The following is an 18,281-nucleotide window of genomic DNA, read 5'->3' as shown; positions in this document are numbered from 1 at the left end:
TACATGAGTAAGGCAGAAAATAAAAGAGCAATCATTGTTGGTATTTTTGTTTTTTTAGGCGTATTGATTCTTTTGGCCGGGATTTTTATTTTGGGCAGTCAACAAAAGAAATTTACAAGAAACATCGAGATCACGACTTCATTTCCTGATGTTGCAGGATTGAAGGTGGGAAGTAATGTCTGGTTTTCTGGAGTTAAAGTGGGGATCATTAAAAATATCCATTTTAAGAGTGTACAGGATGTTGAAGTTGTTTTGACTATTGAGGAGAAATCGGCAGAATATATTCGAAAAGATGCGGTCACAAAATTGGGTTCTGACGGGTTAATTGGTAATAAAATTGTCGTTATCTCTGGCGGATCTCAGAATGCACCTACTGTGGAAACGGGTGATTTTTTAAGATCAGCGAAAACTGCGGACATGGAGGCCATGATGGAGACATTACAGGTGAACAATGAAAACCTGGCGAAAATTACAACGGACTTTGTTGAGATCTCACGCGGTTTGGCTGATGGTAAAGGTATGGTCGGTGCAATGTTGACTGATACGGCAATGGTGAATACATTACGTGCGAGTTTATTGTCGATCAGTGCTGCGATGAATAATGCAAATAAAGCGTCTGCCAACTTGGTTACGTTAACAAATTCGTTGAATAGCAATAAGGGATTGATTCATGATCTGACTACGGATACTGCGATCTTTTCGAATCTGCGTCAGTCTGCAGCGCAGTTGCAAGGTGTCTCTCAGACTGCGAATGCATTGATCAACAACTTGAATAATGCTTCCAGCCGGCTGAATGACAAGGATAATGCGGTAGGTGTCTTGTTGAACGATCCTGCTTCAGCGAACCAAATTAAGTCAGCGATCAATAATTTGAATTCAAGTACTGAAAAGTTGGATGAAAACATGGAAGCTTTGCAACATAACTTCTTGTTACGTGGCTTCTTTAAGAAAAAAATGAAAGAGAACGCTAAAAAAGCAGAGGCGCTTAAAGCAGATAGTGTACAGTAAAGTTGAGTAAGAAGATATGAAAAGGCTTTACGCTTGCGTAGAGCCTTTTTTTCTGATAGCATATACCATTAGAGCATAAGGGCTGTTTGAGATTTAAGCTAGGCAAACAGCTTTTATGGGGAGTAAATCATATGGTATTTCAATCCGGTTTTATTTAATAATAACGGATGTTTGAATAAGCTTTTAGTTAAGAAGAAATGAATAAATCTGAAATTACAGATAGGGAGGTGATTTTTGAAGATAATCATCTGATAGCGATTAATAAAAAAGCAGGCGATATTGTGCAGGTCGACGAAACCGGGGATCTTTCTTTGGAGGATAAGGTTAAAAGTTATCTGAAAAAGAAGTATAACAAGCCTAATGACGCGTTTGTAGGGGTTATCCATCGTTTAGATAGGCCAGTTAGTGGCATGATTCTTTTTGCGAAAACAAGTAAAGCTCTCGAACGTATGAATAAGTTTTTTCAGGACCGGACTGTGAAAAAAACTTATTTTGCGATTGTGCGGCAGCGCCCGCGCAAAGCTGAGGGTAAATTGATCAACTGGTTGGTTCGAAATAGACAGACGAGAGTGACCAAAGCTTTCCCGCGGGAGGTGAAGGGCGGCTCGTACGCTGAATTGGACTATGCTATCGTGGGCGAATTAAATGGATTCTATTTGTTACGGGTTGAACCGCTGACAGGTCGTACGCATCAGATTCGGGCGCAACTCGCTGCAATGGGTTGTCCTATTGTTGGCGATAATAAATACGGATATCCAAGAGGAAGTTCCATGGGTAGTATTTGTTTGCACTCGAGGTCATTAGTGTTTACACATCCCATTAAAAAAGAACAGATGGAATTGGTAGCCTCATTGCCGCAAGATGGTTTTTGGGACAAATTTGAAGCACTGGCACGCTAATCATTAAATTTTCAGTAACTTTGCCCTATGAAATGGTTTAAATATCTACTCGTAATATTTACTCTAAGCTGCTCTACGGTATCTATTTCAAGAGCACAATGCGCAATGTGTACATTGAATGCCGAAAATTCTACCAAGGAAGGTAATATGCAGGGCCGGGGGTTGAATGACGGGATCTTGTTCCTATTGGTGATTCCTTATTTAGCAGCTGCCGGACTGGGATATCTATGGTATAAAAAATACCGTAAAAAGAATCCGCCGACTAAAAAATTTATTAACGAGATAAAATAAGATCTGATGCCGACATCTAAATTTCATGCAATGATTCATTCCAAATGTCCTAAATGTCATGTCGGGAATGTATTTGAAGGGAAGGTTTACAGCCTAAGGAAGCAGCAGATGAATGAGGTATGCCCGCATTGTGGTGTTAAGTACGAGGTTGAGCCGGGCTATTTCTATGCAGCGATGTATGTCAGTTATGCCCTTTCTGTTGGTGAAATTGTATCCGTCTCCGTTGCTATCGCCATCTTGACCGGAAGTGAGTCTCCCTGGTTTTATTTGGCAGGTCTGGCTATTACCATCTTAATTTTTGCACCCTTTAATTTTAGATATGCCCGCTTGATCTTATTGCATTTCTTAACACCGAAAATAAGTTATGATCCACGCTATGAACTAGCGTTGGAAATTGGTGAAAAGGATCAGGAAGCAAGAGAAAATAAAAAGAATTGAGAATAATTTAATTTATAAAAGTATTTAAAAAAATAAAGAGCTTTAAAGCTCTTTATTTTTTTAAATACTTCATGGTGCTGTCGAAAAGGAAAACTTTGTCCTTGTACAGCGCTGAAATGAATTGTTGTAAGGGGATCAAATGTACCTGCTGGAAGTCTGCAATATGTTCTTCTGAGGGTAAAACCACTTGAATACAATAAGTCATCCCTTCATGGGGAGACTGGAGCATTTCCAGAAAATGCACTTGGAACTTTTGGGATTGCACGATATTATCCTGAATCCAGGAAACGATATCACGATGAACCGTTTCTTCTGCTATAACAGACACATTGTATAAAAACATAAACAAAAATACGCTTTTATAAGCTATTTTTGAATATTACGTTTAATTACTATATCTTGTAAAAATAAGGTTGCATTGACTGCAATTTGCTATTTAATTACAATATTTGGGTTAATTGATAAGGACGCATTTGGGATTATGAGGTTGCAATTTTGGACTGTTTTATTTTTTTGTGCATTGACTATGTTGGGATGTCAACAACATAAGGTTGATCCTATACCCATCAACCAGTTCTTTTCTACACCTGAAAAATCAAATTTTAAGATTTCTCCCAACGGTCGGTTTATTGCCTACATCGGCATGGATAATCATTGTAAGAATATCTATTTGATCGATTTGAAACATCGGGATAGCTCCAAACAATTAACCTATCAAAATGATATCAATGTCAAATCCTTTGCCTGGAATAATGATTCCAAAATTTCTTTTTTAACAGAGCAATCTTCGCAGGATAGTTTGCGTTTGTATGCTGTGGATATAAACACCGAAAAGATCTGGGCATTAATTAAACCTGTGCGTGCGCGGTTTAGATGGATTCATTCGATCGCTTCGGGCGGGGAGAGCTTTGTGGCGGGGATCAATGATCGGGATTCCTCTTTTTTTGATCTTTATCGTATTTATCTGGATGGTAGGCCGCGTGAACGGATCTTACAAAATCCAGGCAATATGAGTTCCTGGATCGCTTCCAATGATGGGCAGATACGTTTGGCTATCGCCAATGATTCGGTACAGCAGTCTGTTCTTTTTCGCCCTTCTGAGCAAGAACCTTTTAAGGAAATCATACGTTGTGATGTAGAAAGTAGTTTTACTCCGCTGGGGTATAAAGATAGTTCAAATCGTGTTATCTATGCCTTATCGAATATCGATCGTGATAAATTAGCCCTCGTAAGCTATGATCTGGTCAATGAACGGGAGTTGGGCGAGCTGTTTAGTCATAAAGCCGTAGACGTAAGCCCAGGAGGTTATTTTTCGGAACTAAATCGCTTGTTGTTTGTAAATTATACGACCTCAAGGCAAAACAGACATTTCTTTGATGAGGAAACAAAGCGGAAATATAATGAGTTGTCCAAGCAAATAGATGGTTTTGAATTTCAGGTACTCAATACGGATGCTTCGGGTGAAAAAGTAATCATTAAAACTTATACCGATGTCAATCCGGGCGGAATTTATTTTTATGATTTTATTACAAAAGAACTAACCAAGTTAACGGACAATAATTCTGATCTTAAAGACAAGGAATTGTCGCCCAATGAATTTGTTACTTACAAAGCGCGGGATGGAGTAGAGATATCTGGATACCTGACCTACCCGGTGCATTCGAATCGAAAAGATCTGCCAATGGTGGTATTGCCACACGATGGCCCTAATGGGCGTGAGGTATGGGGTTTCGATAATGAGGCACAATTTTTGGCAAACAGAGGGTATTTGGTTTTTCAGATGAATTATAGAGGCTCAACAGGATTCGGAAAGAAGTTTTGGACAGCGGGTTTTAAAGAATGGGGCGGAAAAATCCAAGATGACATTACCGATGGAGTGAAGTGGTTGATTAAAGAGGGCATAGCGGATAAGGATCGAATTGCTATTGTTGGAAAAGGATTTGGGGGATATTCTGCCCTTCATGCAGCTTGTTTCAATTCGGATCTTTATAGATGTGCGGTTTCTTATTCGGGATATACGAACTTATTCACTTACTTTCGGGACATTCCGCCTTATTTCAAATCGTATGTGCAGAAGATGTATCAGATTGTTGGCAATCCTATCCGGGAAGCGGAATTGTTTAAAAATATTTCGCCGGTGTTCCATTCGGATAAAGTAAGGATACCCGTGTTATTGGTTCAGGGCGGAAAGGATCGGTTTAGTTCTGTAACGGATGCAAATCAGTTTGTTCAGAAGTTGAAGAACAACAATATTCCTGTACAGTATCTGCTGAAAGAGGATGAAGATAGAACCTTTAAAAAAGATGAGAATGTATTTGGCTATTATAATGAACTGGAGCGGTTTTTGGCAAAATATCTAGCAGACTAGAGACAGCATATGAAAGCAGAAAAATACAGCTACCGAAAAAATTATGGGTTATTGTTGGTGTTTTTTATCGTCATCAGTGGTCTTTATATTTTTGCGCTTTTTCTATCCAGAAATTATACTGAATCTCACATAAAAAATGAATTTACGAACCGTAAATCTGAAATTTTTGATCAGACGCTGATTCCTTTTAACGACTTTTTCCAAAATAGAATTCCTGAAGTTTCCTTCTACCAGGGTTTTCTGGATTCGGTGCAAGCGGGGAAATATGCATACAGTATTTTAAGTTCTTATCCTTTTGTCCGGGAAATTGGTTTTTTTGATCTGCAATTCAACAATGATCATAATTTGAACTATGGTTTTATCGTTAATAACCTGCGGATCCAACCTAAAACTATAACCTTTTTTTCGATATCACGATCGGGATTGAATAAAAATACAATTCTTGACCGCGGGCAAATGGCGCTGCATTCCGAGGAAATCAATAACATTGGGGTGAAACTGGCTACTTATATCGATAAGTTGCAGGCGAATGCGAAGCTTTCAGATAAAGATATATTAAAGGTGTTTTATACGATCAGACCGGGGCAGATTACCTATTTAAATATACCTAGGGTTAATGATCTGATCGTTTATAAATCCATCATGGAGGGGAACCTGGATCACACTGTGGGTTATGAACAGGATATGTTCAACTTTCAGATTGACCCCATGTATCTGGAAGTGAAAAACAGTTATGCTAATCTTTACGAAAAAGTGGAGATTGTACCTTTGGTGGGGGCTCCTATTACGCCGGAGAATGATGAAATTTCGACAGAAATGCCATTACCGGGCGCTTTGGCCGATTATAAGTTGCTTTTCAGGTCTAGTAAAAGTTTTCTTTCGAAAGAAATAAATCGCAGTTTTTGGCCTGTATTGGGAGGGATTTCGTTAATTTATATTATTTTAATAGCGATTCTATATTTAATTTATAGAAATTTAGAAATTAACGGCAGACTTTTTAAATTGCAATATGATTTTATTAATAATCTGACCCATGAGTTTAAAACACCTGTTAGTGTGATAAAAATTGCGGGAAATAATATTAAGAGTGCACAGATTCTTTCGGACGAAGAAAGGAAAATGTATGGTAATATATTGGATCAGGAGGCTGATCGACTCAATAACTTAATGAATAAATTATTGTCTTTTAGCCAAATTGAGAATAAAACTATTAAATTAAATAAAGAGGAGGTTGATCTGGAGGAATTTACCGAAAATCTGGTTGCTTCTTCGAGAATAAAATATGCTGATTTTAAAATTAGCACAAAAATTGATGTAAGGACATCGATGCTTGCCGATCCGGTATTATTGAGCAGTGTATTTCAGAATATGATAGACAATGCCTATAAGTATTCGAAAGCGGGGCATAAAATCTTGGATATTACAATACAACAAAATAAGAAGAATTTTGTTATCACTTTTAAGGATGAGGGGATTGGGATTGAAAAGGCGGAGTTTAACAATATCTTCAAAAAGTTTTATAGAATAAAAAGTCAATATAATCAGCAAGGAAGTATTGGTTTAGGTTTGGCGTTCTGTAAGGAAATCACCGAGTTTATTGGTGGTGACATTACCGTAAAAAGTCAATTGGGACAGGGCACGACCTTCACGTTGGTATTTCCGGTTTAAAGAATAAATTCAGCTATGAAATATTCGTGTTTAGAAGAGCAAGACTTGTAAAAATAAACTGGATATTCCATAGGACATTTAAAAGACAAATTATTTACTTATGAATAAAGACATCACTGTTGCTGTTATTGAAGATGATGAGAACTTACGTTTCTTGGTAAAACATCGATTAGAATCTGAAGGCTATCAAGTCATCCAAAGCGGAAATGGGAATGAAGCAGAAAGTTTAATCTTGGAGAAAAGGCCAGACGTGGTCCTTTTAGATTGGATGCTCCCTGGAAAAGAAGGTAACGAGATCTGTGAAGATGTCCGTAAAGCAGGATTTGAGAATATCATTATTATGATGACCGCAAAATCCCAGGATGTGGACAAGATTGAAGCATATAGCTTTGGTGTGACGGACTATATTAGTAAGCCGTTCAATATGGACGTGCTGATTGCAATGATAGATAATAAGGTGAAGTTTTTTCTGCCTAAAAATAGTCCCGAGATCTACAAGTTTGGGCAGACCGAGCATCATCCCAATATCCATTCATTAATACGGGATGGTAAAAAAGTCGAACTAACGATTCTGGAAAACAGGATTTTATTGCATTTTCTCCAAAATCTGGGTCGGGAGATAACCCGGGAGGAGTTGATGGAAGTGGTATGGGGATATAGTTCAAATGTAAATACACGTACCTTGGATATGCATGTTGTTCGTCTTCGAAAAAAGATCGAGACTAATCCTGACAAACCACATTATTTGCAAACGGTTCGGGGATTGGGGTATAAATTTGTGGACGAGGAGGAGATTTAATTATATTTGCTTGAGAAGAATTTGTTTTGTTGAAAACAATTATTATCTTCGTATAGATTGAAAGCGAGACCATGTTACCCGACGAGGGTAATATGGTCTTGTTTCTTTTTTAAAATGTAGAAAATAAGAAAAAAGATAAAATTATGGCAGAAGTAACTTATTTTACGGAAGAAGGATTGCGTAAGCTGAAAGAGGAATTAGCTTATCTGAAGACGGAAGGAAGATCTAAAATTGCCAATGCTATTGCAGAGGCAAGAGACAAGGGTGATTTGTCTGAAAATGCGGAGTATGATGCTGCTAAAGAGGCTCAGGGACTTCATGAGGCTAAAATAGCCAACCTGGAGAATACTTTGGCGACAGCTCGATTGATAGACGAATCTAAACTGGATACATCTAAAGTTCTCGCTTTGTCTATTGTCAAGATCAAAAATAAAAAGAATGGAGCTGTGATGACTTATCAATTGGTTGCTGAATCAGAAGCGGATCTTAAGTCGGGCAAAATTTCGGTTAAATCGCCTATAGCCCAGGGATTATTAGGCAAGTCTAAAGGTGACACGGCAGAGATCGAAGTGCCTGCAGGTAAGATTGAATTTGAAATTGTAGAAATTTCAAGATAATATATGTCGGTTATGTGCGGTATGCCATAACCGCACATCCACAAATTAACTTTATATTAAGAAGGTCGGATTCTAGCAATCGCGACCTTTTTTGTTTATATTTGTTCAGCACATCATATGTATGTTACTTATGATTGTTTTTTATCAAATGTGTTTAGATCGTAAATATTAGACATTAGACTTTTATATGCAAGCTCTTGGCTGCATGGCCAAGGTCTCCATACTGATATTACTATCTCAATGCTTTATTACAAAAAGAATTTATTCCAATATAGAATAATATGTCAACAATTTTTTCAAAAATCGTTGCTGGAGAGATTCCAGCTTACAAAGTCGCGGAAAGTAATGATTTTCTGGCCTTTTTGGATATCAGCCCTTTGGCAAAAGGTCATGTCCTGGTCATTCCAAAAAGAGAAACAGATTACATTTTTGATATCGAAGATGACGAATATATGGCGCTTTGGGTATTTGCGAAAATTGTTGCACAAGGGATAAAAAAGGTAATTCCATGTGTTAAGGTTGGGGTGGCTGTTGTGGGGCTGGAAGTTGCGCATGCACATATCCATCTTGTTCCGATCAATAAAATAAGTGACCTAAATTTTGCTGGACCTAAGTTGAGTCTGGGGGAAGATGAGCTTCATCAGATCGCCGAAACAATTCGGGAGTCCATTATCAGCATAACTGCACAAAATCAATAACAAGATTATATTGCAATGATTTACCTTCGTTTTTTAGAAGAATACTATATTTGTACTTTGTTGTTTTAAAATTATACAGGTATAAAAGTAGGCTTTGATTCTAAAATGCAGAAAACAACATTGATTTTTACTGAAAGTTATGCATGAACTTTTGTTGTCATTTCAACAACTAATGAATCCTGAAGAGCTCTTGAGCTCGGGTGGGTTTTATTTAGTTATTTTAATCGTATTTGCCGAAACAGGTCTGTTTTTTGGTTTCTTTCTGCCCGGCGATTACTTATTATTTCTAGCAGGATTGTTTTGTGCGCTCAATAAGATAGACGTGAGTATTTATACGCTTTGTTTGGGCCTATTGGGGGCTGGCATATTGGGCAATTTTACGGGGTATTGGTTCGGTTATCGAGCCGGTCCGATGTTATTTAAGCGAAAAGATAGCCTCATCTTTAAGCGAAAATATGTGGTAATGGCGGAAGAATTTTATCATAAATATGGGGGAACCGCATTAATTATAGGTAGATTTGTCCCAATAGTTCGTACTTTTGCACCTATCTTTGCGGGTGTTGTAAAATTAGATTTCAAAAAATTCGTTTTATTTAACGTCAGTGGAGCTTTAATATGGGTCTTGGTATTGACTCTTTCCGGATATTTCCTGGGGATAGAGTTTCCCTGGATTATCCATTATGTTGAATATGTGGTCGTGGGGATGATCGTGATCGCGTTTTTGCCTATTGCAATTACTTTGCTTAAAAAGCGAATAAAAGACAAAAGAAACAAACAAAATATACAGTAAAATAAAAAATGAGTAAACAAAACCCTTGGCACATGGTTTCTCCAGGTGAGAATGTGCCAAATGCCGTAAACGCTATCATTGAGATTACAAACGGATCCAAAGGAAAGTACGAATTAGACAAAGAAACAGGTTTGTTGCTTTTGGACAGAGTAATGAGTTCATCTGTCGTTTATCCAGCCAATTATGGTTTTATTCCACAGACTTATTGCGACGACAAAGATCCGTTGGATATTTTGGTAATTTGTTCGGTTGATATTTTACCTTTAACATTGGTGGAAGCGCAAGTTATTGGTGTAATGAATATGGTTGATGGTGGCGAGCAAGACGATAAAATTATTGCTGTTGCCAAAAATGATCCGGTATTCAATTACATTAAAGACATTGATCAATTGCCACCACATACAATGAAGGAAATTGTACAATTCTTTGAAAGCTACAAAGCGCTAGAAAAGAAACACGTTATCGTAGAAGGAGTGAAAGGACGTGAGGAAGCACAAAGAATCTTGATTGAGGCTATTGAATTGTACAAGAAAGAATTTGTTAACAAATAACCCCAAGCATGGCGCTCGATATTTTTTGGACATTGTTTTTAGTATTAGCCAACGGATTTTTCGTTGCTGCTGAATTTGCTATTGTCAAAGTCCGAGTCTCCCAAATTGAAGTTCAGGCGAAAACAGGTAGCAAGGTTGCTACAATTGCCAAAAGTATAACGGAGCATTTGGATGGTTATTTGGCCGCTACACAATTGGGTATTACACTTTCTTCACTGGCCTTGGGTTGGGTAGGAGAGGCTGTAATGACCCAGATTGTGCAGGGGGCACTAGGTTTCTTTGGTGTTGAATTGACGGGTAAGATTGCAACCAACGCTGGTCATGTGTTGGCATTTACAATCATTACGGTGCTGCACATTGTATTTGGTGAGCTGGCACCTAAGTCAATAGCCATTCAAAAACCTGTTGCCACAACGATGAAGATTGCGGTTCCACTGCAATTTTTCTACTTTATTTTTAGACCCTTTATTTGGATACTGAACGGTTTTGCGAATTTTCTGCTTAAAATTTTAGGGTTCGAAGTAACGAAGGGTGAATCTGCACACTCATCTGAAGAACTGCAATACCTTTTGGATAAAGGAAAAGAATCCGGAGCACTGGATATTTCCGAACATGAGTTGATTAAAAACGTCTTCGATTTTAACGAGCGTATCGTAAAGAATATTATGGTACCTAGGACTAAGATCGTGGCGGTTGAAGTCACAGCAGATGCTTCAGAATTGATTGAAACCATGACGGAAGAAGGCTATTCGCGTATTCCGATCTATGAGGACAATATCGATCAGATTGTGGGTATTGTGCATACAAAGGATATTCTTCCGCTTTTGGCGAAAGGCAAAGAAGTGGTCATGAAAAACATCATGCGTAAGCCCTACTTTATTCCTGAGACAAAAAAAATCAACGATCTGATGGCTGAGTTCCAGCAACGTCGTCTTCAATTGGCCATTGTGCTTGATGAATTTGGTGGCACCGCAGGGATGGCGACCTTAGAGGATATCGTTGAGGAGCTGGTAGGAGAGATCCAGGATGAATACGATGAGGAAACACCAGTTGTCGAACGTATATCTGAAACAGAATATATGGTGGATGCGGGGGCGAGTATTCATGATGTGAACGAGTTTCTTCCAATAGAGTTGCCTGAAAGCCAAGACTACGATACGATGGCAGGATTGGTCAGTGAAATCTTTGATAAAATTCCTGAAGTGGGAGAGCGGAAAGAGGAATACGGTTATGTATTCACCATTATTCGTAAAGCCCAACAGAATATTGAGTTTGTCAAACTGGAATTGGTGGAATCCGCTGATGACGATGTCACGGAATAAGATCATAACGAACAGTACATGCAGTTATTTTTTACCCCCGAATTAAATCCTTCGCTACAAAACTTTATTCTCAGTGAGGAAGAAAGCAAGCACGCTGTTCGTGTGCTTCGTATGAATACAGGCGATCATTTACACTTAATAGATGGTCGGGGTGGATTGTACGAAGCAGAGATTATAGATCCACATCCAAAACGTACCGTACTCGCCATCTTGGATGTCAAGGAGAAATACCAGCAACCAAATTTTCATTTGCATATCGCTGTCGGGCCGACCAAGAACATTGATCGTATCGAGTGGTTTTTGGAAAAAGCTACCGAGATCGGGATTCAGGAAATTACACCTATTATTTGTGAGCATTCAGAGCGTAAGGAGGTGAAATTGGACCGTTTGAATAAGGTCATTGTATCAGCGATGAAGCAGTCTTTAAAAGCGTATTTACCTCAACTGAATCCGGCGGTATCGTTTAAACAGTTTCTCAAAGATATTCAATTAGATGGTACCCAAAAAGCGATTGCGCACTGCGTTGATTCCGATAAAAAATATTTGAACCAAATCGTTGAGCCGGGGCAGCATTATATTATTTTGATAGGTCCAGAGGGTGATTTTTCAGCGGAAGAGATAGATTTAGCCCTAGCTGCAGGCTTTCAGCCCATATCGCTTGGAGATGCCCGCTTACGTACGGAAACAGCGGCATTGGCGGCTTGTCTTGAGGTCTCCCTCCTTAATCGATAAATTCAGCCTGTTTTTTAGCGTAGCCATGTGAATCTCATCTAAGGATAGGTAAGATTCACAGCGTTGTAGGGCGATCTGCTTATTTTATGAGTTCAGCATCGACAATCTGAATTTCAGAATTTCCCTTAAGCGGATCTTTTGTAAAAATCATCTTTCCTTTAAGCTTAATAGGATCTTCGGAAAATTTAATTGCTCCACCCTTTACGGTTACTTCTACCATCGGCGGAATTCCATTCGAACCACAAAATTGACATTGCATGACAGGCAGTACAGACATCATAAAGTTTTTATGACTGCGTCCACTATGCAATGGAACCATATAACCTGGTAACTCGACTACTTTATTCTCCAATGCTTTGAGTTCTTTTGGGTAAAAAGGAGTATAGACCTTTTTTGCGCCATTATAGGTTACTTTATAGGCCATCTTATCGATGGCATCCCAGGTTTTGTTCATCATGGGGGTATGATCGGGAACATCGGCATTGCTACCGATCTGCGCATGTGCTTGTATGATACTGAAGAAAAAGACAAATGCCGTGATAATTTGTTTCATTAGTTTTAGTATTGTGTATATCGTATTGAGATTTTGGGATGTATACCTAAGATTTAACGCGTATTTGCTGTTCTTATGTGTTAACCCAATTGCTCTTTCATTCTATTTATTTGACAAAGTTCCAGCTATACTTGTCTTATATGCTTTAATTGCCGGAATTAAGGCTGCTAGGACGCCAATGAGACAAGCAATAAGCAAAAATACCAATTCTTTTGGATGTAACCTAAAAGCTTCAATAAAGTCAGCGCTCTGACTCGTTTGGTTACTGATATAGTATAATGCCAGATGTGCCAATAAAAGTCCCACCAGCCCACCGACAATCGTTATGGTCAGACCTTCCAATAGAACAATATTGAATAATTTTCTTTTGGACGCACCAAGTGTACGCATAATAGCGAGATCATATTTACGTTGTTTTAGCGCGTTGTAGAGATTAATAAATACGCTCAGCCCGGCAATGAGCATAATGACATAGGCAAGGATAGCCAAGGAATCTATTCCCACACCTAGGAGTGAAAACAGGCGTGTACTTTCCATTGCCGGAGAGGCGGCTTGCATATCTGTTTGTTGGTCGATCATTTTAGGCAATATGCCGATAGCGGCCGGTGACTGATATTTTATCAAGATAGCCGTTATTTCCAGTCCGTTTTGTTTTACCATATCGGCTCCAATAGATTTGACAAATACGCCTTCTTCCTCGTGTTCATGGTCATGATCTGCGTGATCGTGCTGTTCTTTTTCTTCAGCTAACGCCTTCGCCGAAGAATTTTCCTCGAGGTCTTCGCCATGGTGGTGTTGGTGCGCTTTGACCGTTTCTTCGCGGTCTTCTTCTCGTTCACGTTGTTCTCTTTGCGCTGCTGTTTCCTGTTCGGCATGATGATGGGCAATACCATGAACATCCCAAACGCTCTCGAGGTTGGTCAAAATAAGGTTGTCGGTTACGTTATTATTTTGTTTTAAAATGCCCACAATTGTAAAAGGGTGCTCGTCATGGCTATGGCCATCTTTGCTCAGTCCATGTGAGCTGTTGATCTGGTCACCAATTTTCAAATGCTGTTTTTTAGCGACCTGCTCACCGATAACGACTTCAAAGTCTTTTTGCCAGATGCGGCCCTCATGGATTTTAGTATCGTAAATCGCCAGAAAGGAAGAATCTGTCCCCACAATCCGATGCCCTTTAAAGTTATCGCCCAGGGATAGGGGTACGGCCAATTGGACAAGCGGATTCTGGCGTAAGGGTTCGAGTTCCGCTAGGGGTATATTTCCTGTTGGATTGTCGATATGGTATACACTGGATAAGATCAATTGGAGGGGACTACCTTTGGCACCGACAACAAGGTCAATATTCTTACTATTGTTGTCGAGCTGCTTTTCAAATGTTTCACCTGTGATGGAGAGCACCGCCAGAATGGAAATCCCAAAAGCTGTCAGTAAGATACTCAAAAAGACAGAACCGAATTGTCTACTTAAATTTTTCCAAACCAACTGTATCGTGTTCATAACAAATTTTAAATCTAAGAGGGTGATGAATAGGGGGCCTAAGCGATTATTTTAAGATATACATTTTCGAAAACTGATCTTTGATCCGTTTGTCGTGTGTTGTGATCAGCAGGGTTGAGCCAGCGGTATCGGCGATACCCAAAAGCAGTTCCAGTACACGATTTGTATTGTTGTCATCTAATGCTGCTGTGGGTTCATCTGCAATGAGCAGGGCCGGTTTATTAATGACGCTACGTGCTATGGCGGCGCGTTGTAATTGACCACGGCTTAATTCATTTGGATAGGCTGCTTTTTTATGATCCAATTGCAGCTGTTTCAATACTAGGTGAATCTCATCCACCGCTACTTTTTTTCCGGCAAGAGATTGAGCCAATTTGATATTTTCCAGTAGGGTTAAATTTTTGAGAAGATGAGCTTCCTGGAAGATAAAACCAATGTATTGCGATCTGAATCTGTCGAGCTTGCTGTTAGATAATAGGGAAAGATCCTGATCATTGATTTTCACATGTCCTGTTTCAGGTCTGGATAGACCGCCAAGCATATTCAACAAAGTCGTTTTACCTGTGCCTGAATCACCCAATAATAGGGTATGTTGTCCTTTCTCGATATAGATGTCCGGAAATTCGATGCTTTTCGCATGGGTATATCGGAATGTTAGCTGTTCAGTAGATACGATCGGATTGCTCATATGCTCAAATATTGAAAATATATTCAAACTTAGAGAAATTGCTGCTCATATGCAATATTATTGCAATAATAAGCTCGTTCTGCTTTTAAACATCGTACGAACGAATATCCTATTCTTATCGAATTACAATGTTGTGCATAAGAAAATGTACTAAAACCTAAAACTAACCTTTATATGTTAATAACTTTTCGACTTAATAATTTTATTACAGTTCATTAATATCATCTCATCGAAATAATCGAATAATCGCTTAAAATACTACTTCAGGCGGGATTTTATCTAAAATTTAGAGTTAGAATTTGCAAGGTAACATTAAATTAACAAGTGGTTTACGTAATGGTAATTCGTTGTTAATGTTAATATAATATTCTGCCAATAGCTTTGCAGAAACAAAAAACAAAATAAATTGGAACCACAATTACAACTTAAAAGAATCGCTGCTGCCATTACGTTCGTCGTAGCTGCGTCAACAACAGTTTATGCACAGAGCAGTGGGAAGTTAATGGGGACTATTACAAATAGCAAGACAGGAGAAACGATTACCGGGGTAACTATTCGTGTTATTGGAACTTCTCGGGGCGGAAGTTCAGATGTTTCTGGTAAGTATAGTATTCCTGCTTTGCCTGCGGGAAAATATACTGTCGAGTACGCTTATATCGGTTACGCTACGAAACAAATTACCGAAGTAGAGATCAAAGCGAATGACATGACCAATTTGGATATTGTCCTTGATAATTCGGAAGGTAAGATGTTAGATCAAGTTGTGATTACAGGTTCTTTTAAGAAGGAATCCATTGGCGCATTATATGCACAGCAAAAAAACAGTGCATTAATTTCGGATGGTATCTCAAGTGAGCAAATTAGAAGATCACCCGACAAAAATACCTCTGAGGCTCTACGTCGTGTAAGCGGAACCACTATCCAAGATAATAAGTTTGTGATCGTAAGGGGCCTTAGTGACCGATATAATGTGGCGATGATGGATGGTTCAGTGTTGCCGAGTACAGAAGCGAACCGTCGCGCATTTTCGTTTGATATTATTCCTTCAAATTTAATTGATAAGATTACAATTTCAAAAACGGCGACACCGGATCTTCCGGCAGATTTTGCGGGTGGGGCGGTTCAGATTACAACAAAAGATATTCCAGACAAGGATTTCGTATCCTTTGGTGTGGGATATGGTTATAATACAGCCTCTACGTTCAAGGATTTCTTACAAACTAAAAAGAATATTCAAAATTATCTGGGTTTTGATGATGGTTCTAACAAACTCGCTAAGAACTTCCCTGCGAGAGAGGATATCCAAGCTGGGTTATCAGGGAAATGGAATCGTTTGGTTTTAAAATCATTGCCTAACGACTATGCGGTTCAGAATAAGTCAGCCTTACCTTCTCAAACCTATCAGTTTTCCTTAGGAAAGGTAAAACAATATGAAAATAATAATCGTTTTGGTGCTTTGTTCTCTGTGAATTATAGAAATTCCCAAAATACCATATTAGATCTTAAGCGTAAATGGTACCAATACGACTTTAACGATAACGTATATAAGTTTTCGACGAACTTAGGTGCGTTAGCGAATTTCGCTTATTCGTTCGGAAAAAATAAAATTACATGGAAAAACTTATATAATCGTACATACGACAATAACTATCTAGAACGTCGAGGAACCGATGCATCTAAATTATCGGACAATAAGTTCTTTGCCTATGACATTTTGCAAAAATCACTGTTTAAATCCACGATAGACGGAGAGCACGTTTTAAGCGATAAAAATGATAAGTTGAAATGGACAGCTTCTTGGAGTAATATAGGTAATAGCCAACCAAATCAGACTAAGATCAACTACAAACGGGATATTGATGAGACGAACCCAGCTATTCCTTATTTAGCGGATGTATCCGGTATAGGAAAGAATAATGCGCGGGTATTTTCAGAGATGAATGAAAATATATTTTCGGGAGAAGCAGGCTATTCAAGACCAATGAATTTTTTGGATGCTCCTTCAACAGTAAAATTTGGCGGCGGTGCGCAATATCGTAAACGTAATTTTGATGCACGTTTTGTTGGTGCCGAGATCAATGCATTGACTGTAGATCCTGATGAGATCAGAAGAGTTACCGCTTTACCTCCAGATCAATTGTTTTCAACAGATTTGATCAATAAAAATTATTATAAATTCAATGAAATCGTTGGTAGCGGTGACTTATACAATGCGAATTCACTGACCTCTTTCGGTTATGCAATGCTAGATCAGAAATTTGATGATAAGTTTAGGGTAGTTTATGGTTTACGCGTTGAAAATTATAATGTGAAAATCAATTCAAACGATGTTGACAATCAAAATAAGATTAGAGAGGTTGTTAGTGATAAGAAATTTGATTTATTGCCTTCCGTTAACTTTACTTATAGTATAGATTCCAAGATGAATTTGAGAGCCTCGTACTATCGTACTTTGGCACGCCCCGAATTGAGAGAGTTAGCTCCTTTTCAGTTTTATGATTACGAAAATTTAGGAATGGTTTCGGGTAACGTGAATCTAAAGAGAAGTTCCATTAACAATGCGGATTTAAGATTTGAGGTTTACCCTACTGCTGGAGAAATATTGTCAGTTTCTGCTTTTTATAAACAATTCACGGATGCAATCGAACCTTTGCGTTATGACGTTAATTCGACAGTTGATGTGTCTTATTTCAACACACCAAAAGCAACGCTATATGGAGTTGAGTTGGAGGCGCGCAAAAACTTAAGCTTTGTTGTGGATAATGATTTCTTTAAGAATACCATCGCTTACCTGAATTTGTCTGTAGTTCATTCAAAAGTAGAGAATCCAACTGATCAGGACTACATTGAGAAAACTAGACCGATGGTCGGACAATCTCCGTATGTTATTAATGCTGGTTTACAACATAGCGCCTTAGATAATAAGCTGAGTGTCAATATTCTGTATAATCGTGTCGGAAAGCGTATAGCTCAGGCTGGAAGTATTCGATTCACCAGCGCATATGAAGCGCCTCGCAACGTATTGGATGCCCAGATAGGTTATAAAGTATTAAATAAGAAAGGTGAGATCAAATTTAACGCTGGTGATATTTTGAATAATGCTGTGAATGTTTATTTTGATAATAAAGCGCAAAATAAACCAAATGAAACTCTTTATAAATATAAAATGGGTGCAAATTATTCATTATCATTTAATTACACTTTTTAATAGGTAACAAATATTTAATACAGTCTTAATCTTGAAGTTAAAGCAAATTAAGTCCTTTGATTAACAAAATAAAACTTAACAAATCGGCTACAGTATCTATTCAACAACACGAAATAAACAGACGGTAGGTCTGTTGCCGATAAAAAAAATT

At 38.4% G+C, this 18,281-nt stretch carries 18 protein-coding genes; 14 read left to right on the top strand and 4 right to left on the bottom strand.

Annotated elements, in window-relative coordinates:
• Positions 1 to 3: 3 nt before the first annotated feature.
• From ABDW32_RS15260 to ABDW32_RS15245, 4 genes are all read left to right on the top strand, one after another.
• Positions 4 to 1,008, top strand: a complete 1,005-nt coding sequence (locus ABDW32_RS15260) for an MlaD family protein (RefSeq protein ID WP_343563858.1) — start codon at positions 4 to 6, stop codon at positions 1,006 to 1,008.
• Between the two features lie 197 nt (positions 1,009 to 1,205).
• Positions 1,206 to 1,907, top strand: coding sequence for an RluA family pseudouridine synthase (locus ABDW32_RS15255; protein ID WP_343563856.1), 702 nt, complete (start codon positions 1,206 to 1,208; stop codon positions 1,905 to 1,907).
• A 105-nt stretch (positions 1,908 to 2,012) separates the two neighbouring features.
• On the top strand, positions 2,013 to 2,198 hold the full coding sequence (locus ABDW32_RS15250) for a hypothetical protein (RefSeq protein ID WP_343563854.1): 186 nt from the start codon (positions 2,013 to 2,015) through the stop codon (positions 2,196 to 2,198).
• A gap of 30 nt (positions 2,199 to 2,228) precedes the next feature.
• Positions 2,229 to 2,636, top strand: coding sequence for a DUF983 domain-containing protein (locus ABDW32_RS15245; protein ID WP_343563852.1), 408 nt, complete (start codon positions 2,229 to 2,231; stop codon positions 2,634 to 2,636).
• Between the two features lie 52 nt (positions 2,637 to 2,688).
• Here ABDW32_RS15245 and ABDW32_RS15240 read toward each other — a convergent pair whose 3' ends face one another.
• Entirely contained in the window at positions 2,689 to 2,979 is a 291-nt protein-coding gene (locus ABDW32_RS15240) for a DUF4286 family protein (protein WP_343563850.1), read from the bottom strand.
• A gap of 138 nt (positions 2,980 to 3,117) precedes the next feature.
• Here ABDW32_RS15240 and ABDW32_RS15235 point away from each other — a divergent pair, with 138 nt between their 5' ends.
• The 9 genes from ABDW32_RS15235 to ABDW32_RS15195 all read left to right on the top strand — a co-directional run bounded on the left by ABDW32_RS15235 (position 3,118) and on the right by ABDW32_RS15195 (position 12,181).
• The gene (locus tag ABDW32_RS15235) at positions 3,118 to 5,004 is read left to right on the top strand and encodes a S9 family peptidase (protein WP_343563848.1); all 1,887 of its coding nucleotides are present in this window, start codon (positions 3,118 to 3,120) and stop codon (positions 5,002 to 5,004) included.
• A 9-nt stretch (positions 5,005 to 5,013) separates the two neighbouring features.
• The gene (locus tag ABDW32_RS15230) at positions 5,014 to 6,672 is read left to right on the top strand and encodes a HAMP domain-containing sensor histidine kinase (RefSeq protein WP_343563846.1); all 1,659 of its coding nucleotides are present in this window, start codon (positions 5,014 to 5,016) and stop codon (positions 6,670 to 6,672) included.
• A 100-nt stretch (positions 6,673 to 6,772) separates the two neighbouring features.
• Positions 6,773 to 7,471 carry a response regulator transcription factor gene (locus tag ABDW32_RS15225; RefSeq protein ID WP_077438378.1) on the top strand — a complete coding sequence of 233 codons (699 nt, stop codon included), beginning with the start codon at positions 6,773 to 6,775 and terminating at the stop codon, positions 7,469 to 7,471.
• Between the two features lie 143 nt (positions 7,472 to 7,614).
• Positions 7,615 to 8,088, top strand: a complete 474-nt coding sequence (greA, locus tag ABDW32_RS15220) for a transcription elongation factor GreA (RefSeq protein ID WP_077438377.1) — start codon at positions 7,615 to 7,617, stop codon at positions 8,086 to 8,088.
• Positions 8,089 to 8,369: 281 nt separating this feature from the next.
• Positions 8,370 to 8,786 (top strand): HIT family protein, encoded by a 417-nt coding sequence (locus ABDW32_RS15215; protein WP_343563838.1) that lies wholly within the window; start codon positions 8,370 to 8,372, stop codon positions 8,784 to 8,786.
• A gap of 139 nt (positions 8,787 to 8,925) precedes the next feature.
• Complete coding sequence (locus ABDW32_RS15210) at positions 8,926 to 9,576, top strand: VTT domain-containing protein (RefSeq protein WP_343563836.1); 651 nt, start codon at positions 8,926 to 8,928, stop codon at positions 9,574 to 9,576.
• Between the two features lie 8 nt (positions 9,577 to 9,584).
• Positions 9,585 to 10,127 (top strand): inorganic diphosphatase, encoded by a 543-nt coding sequence (locus ABDW32_RS15205; protein WP_115047605.1) that lies wholly within the window; start codon positions 9,585 to 9,587, stop codon positions 10,125 to 10,127.
• Between the two features lie 8 nt (positions 10,128 to 10,135).
• On the top strand, positions 10,136 to 11,449 hold the full coding sequence (locus ABDW32_RS15200) for a hemolysin family protein (protein WP_343563834.1): 1,314 nt from the start codon (positions 10,136 to 10,138) through the stop codon (positions 11,447 to 11,449).
• An 18-nt stretch (positions 11,450 to 11,467) separates the two neighbouring features.
• The gene (locus ABDW32_RS15195) at positions 11,468 to 12,181 is read left to right on the top strand and encodes a 16S rRNA (uracil(1498)-N(3))-methyltransferase (protein WP_343563832.1); all 714 of its coding nucleotides are present in this window, start codon (positions 11,468 to 11,470) and stop codon (positions 12,179 to 12,181) included.
• 79 nt (positions 12,182 to 12,260) lie between these two features.
• Here the strand turns inward: ABDW32_RS15195 and ABDW32_RS15190 are convergent, their stop codons facing one another.
• The 3 genes from ABDW32_RS15190 to ABDW32_RS15180 all read right to left on the bottom strand — a co-directional run bounded on the left by ABDW32_RS15190 (position 12,261) and on the right by ABDW32_RS15180 (position 14,922).
• Positions 12,261 to 12,734 (bottom strand): hypothetical protein, encoded by a 474-nt coding sequence (locus ABDW32_RS15190; RefSeq protein ID WP_343563830.1) that lies wholly within the window; start codon positions 12,732 to 12,734, stop codon positions 12,261 to 12,263.
• 102 nt (positions 12,735 to 12,836) lie between these two features.
• The gene (locus ABDW32_RS15185; protein WP_343563828.1) at positions 12,837 to 14,234 is read right to left on the bottom strand and encodes an FtsX-like permease family protein; all 1,398 of its coding nucleotides are present in this window, start codon (positions 14,232 to 14,234) and stop codon (positions 12,837 to 12,839) included.
• Between the two features lie 46 nt (positions 14,235 to 14,280).
• Entirely contained in the window at positions 14,281 to 14,922 is a 642-nt protein-coding gene (locus tag ABDW32_RS15180) for an ATP-binding cassette domain-containing protein (RefSeq protein WP_343563825.1), read from the bottom strand.
• Positions 14,923 to 15,328: 406 nt separating this feature from the next.
• Here ABDW32_RS15180 and ABDW32_RS15175 point away from each other — a divergent pair, with 406 nt between their 5' ends.
• A complete protein-coding gene (locus ABDW32_RS15175; RefSeq protein WP_343563823.1) occupies positions 15,329 to 18,130 on the top strand; it encodes a TonB-dependent receptor in 2,802 nt (933 codons plus the stop codon).
• The last annotated feature ends 151 nt before the right edge of the window (positions 18,131 to 18,281 follow it).

This window comes from Sphingobacterium sp. (assembly GCF_039596235.1).
GTDB lineage: Bacteria > Bacteroidota > Bacteroidia > Sphingobacteriales > Sphingobacteriaceae > Sphingobacterium.
The sequence above is the reverse complement of the archived record's forward strand: the minus strand, read 5'-3'. Positions and strand labels throughout refer to the sequence as shown.

Coding starts and splice junctions, on each gene's coding strand:
- ABDW32_RS15230 (WP_343563846.1), top strand. CDS start 5,014: ATGAAAGCAGAAAAATACAGCTACCGAAAAAATTATGGGTTATTGTTG.
- ABDW32_RS15245 (WP_343563852.1), top strand. CDS start 2,229: ATGATTCATTCCAAATGTCCTAAATGTCATGTCGGGAATGTATTTGAA.
- ABDW32_RS15200 (WP_343563834.1), top strand. CDS start 10,136: ATGGCGCTCGATATTTTTTGGACATTGTTTTTAGTATTAGCCAACGGA.
- ABDW32_RS15195 (WP_343563832.1), top strand. CDS start 11,468: ATGCAGTTATTTTTTACCCCCGAATTAAATCCTTCGCTACAAAACTTT.
- ABDW32_RS15255 (WP_343563856.1), top strand. CDS start 1,206: ATGAATAAATCTGAAATTACAGATAGGGAGGTGATTTTTGAAGATAAT.
- ABDW32_RS15225 (WP_077438378.1), top strand. CDS start 6,773: ATGAATAAAGACATCACTGTTGCTGTTATTGAAGATGATGAGAACTTA.
- ABDW32_RS15240 (WP_343563850.1), bottom strand. CDS start 2,979: ATGTTTTTATACAATGTGTCTGTTATAGCAGAAGAAACGGTTCATCGT.
- ABDW32_RS15260 (WP_343563858.1), top strand. CDS start 4: ATGAGTAAGGCAGAAAATAAAAGAGCAATCATTGTTGGTATTTTTGTT.
- ABDW32_RS15235 (WP_343563848.1), top strand. CDS start 3,118: ATGAGGTTGCAATTTTGGACTGTTTTATTTTTTTGTGCATTGACTATG.
- ABDW32_RS15250 (WP_343563854.1), top strand. CDS start 2,013: ATGTGTACATTGAATGCCGAAAATTCTACCAAGGAAGGTAATATGCAG.
- ABDW32_RS15215 (WP_343563838.1), top strand. CDS start 8,370: ATGTCAACAATTTTTTCAAAAATCGTTGCTGGAGAGATTCCAGCTTAC.
- ABDW32_RS15185 (WP_343563828.1), bottom strand. CDS start 14,234: ATGAACACGATACAGTTGGTTTGGAAAAATTTAAGTAGACAATTCGGT.
- greA (WP_077438377.1), top strand. CDS start 7,615: ATGGCAGAAGTAACTTATTTTACGGAAGAAGGATTGCGTAAGCTGAAA.
- ABDW32_RS15180 (WP_343563825.1), bottom strand. CDS start 14,922: ATGAGCAATCCGATCGTATCTACTGAACAGCTAACATTCCGATATACC.
- ABDW32_RS15205 (WP_115047605.1), top strand. CDS start 9,585: ATGAGTAAACAAAACCCTTGGCACATGGTTTCTCCAGGTGAGAATGTG.
- ABDW32_RS15210 (WP_343563836.1), top strand. CDS start 8,926: ATGCATGAACTTTTGTTGTCATTTCAACAACTAATGAATCCTGAAGAG.
- ABDW32_RS15190 (WP_343563830.1), bottom strand. CDS start 12,734: ATGAAACAAATTATCACGGCATTTGTCTTTTTCTTCAGTATCATACAA.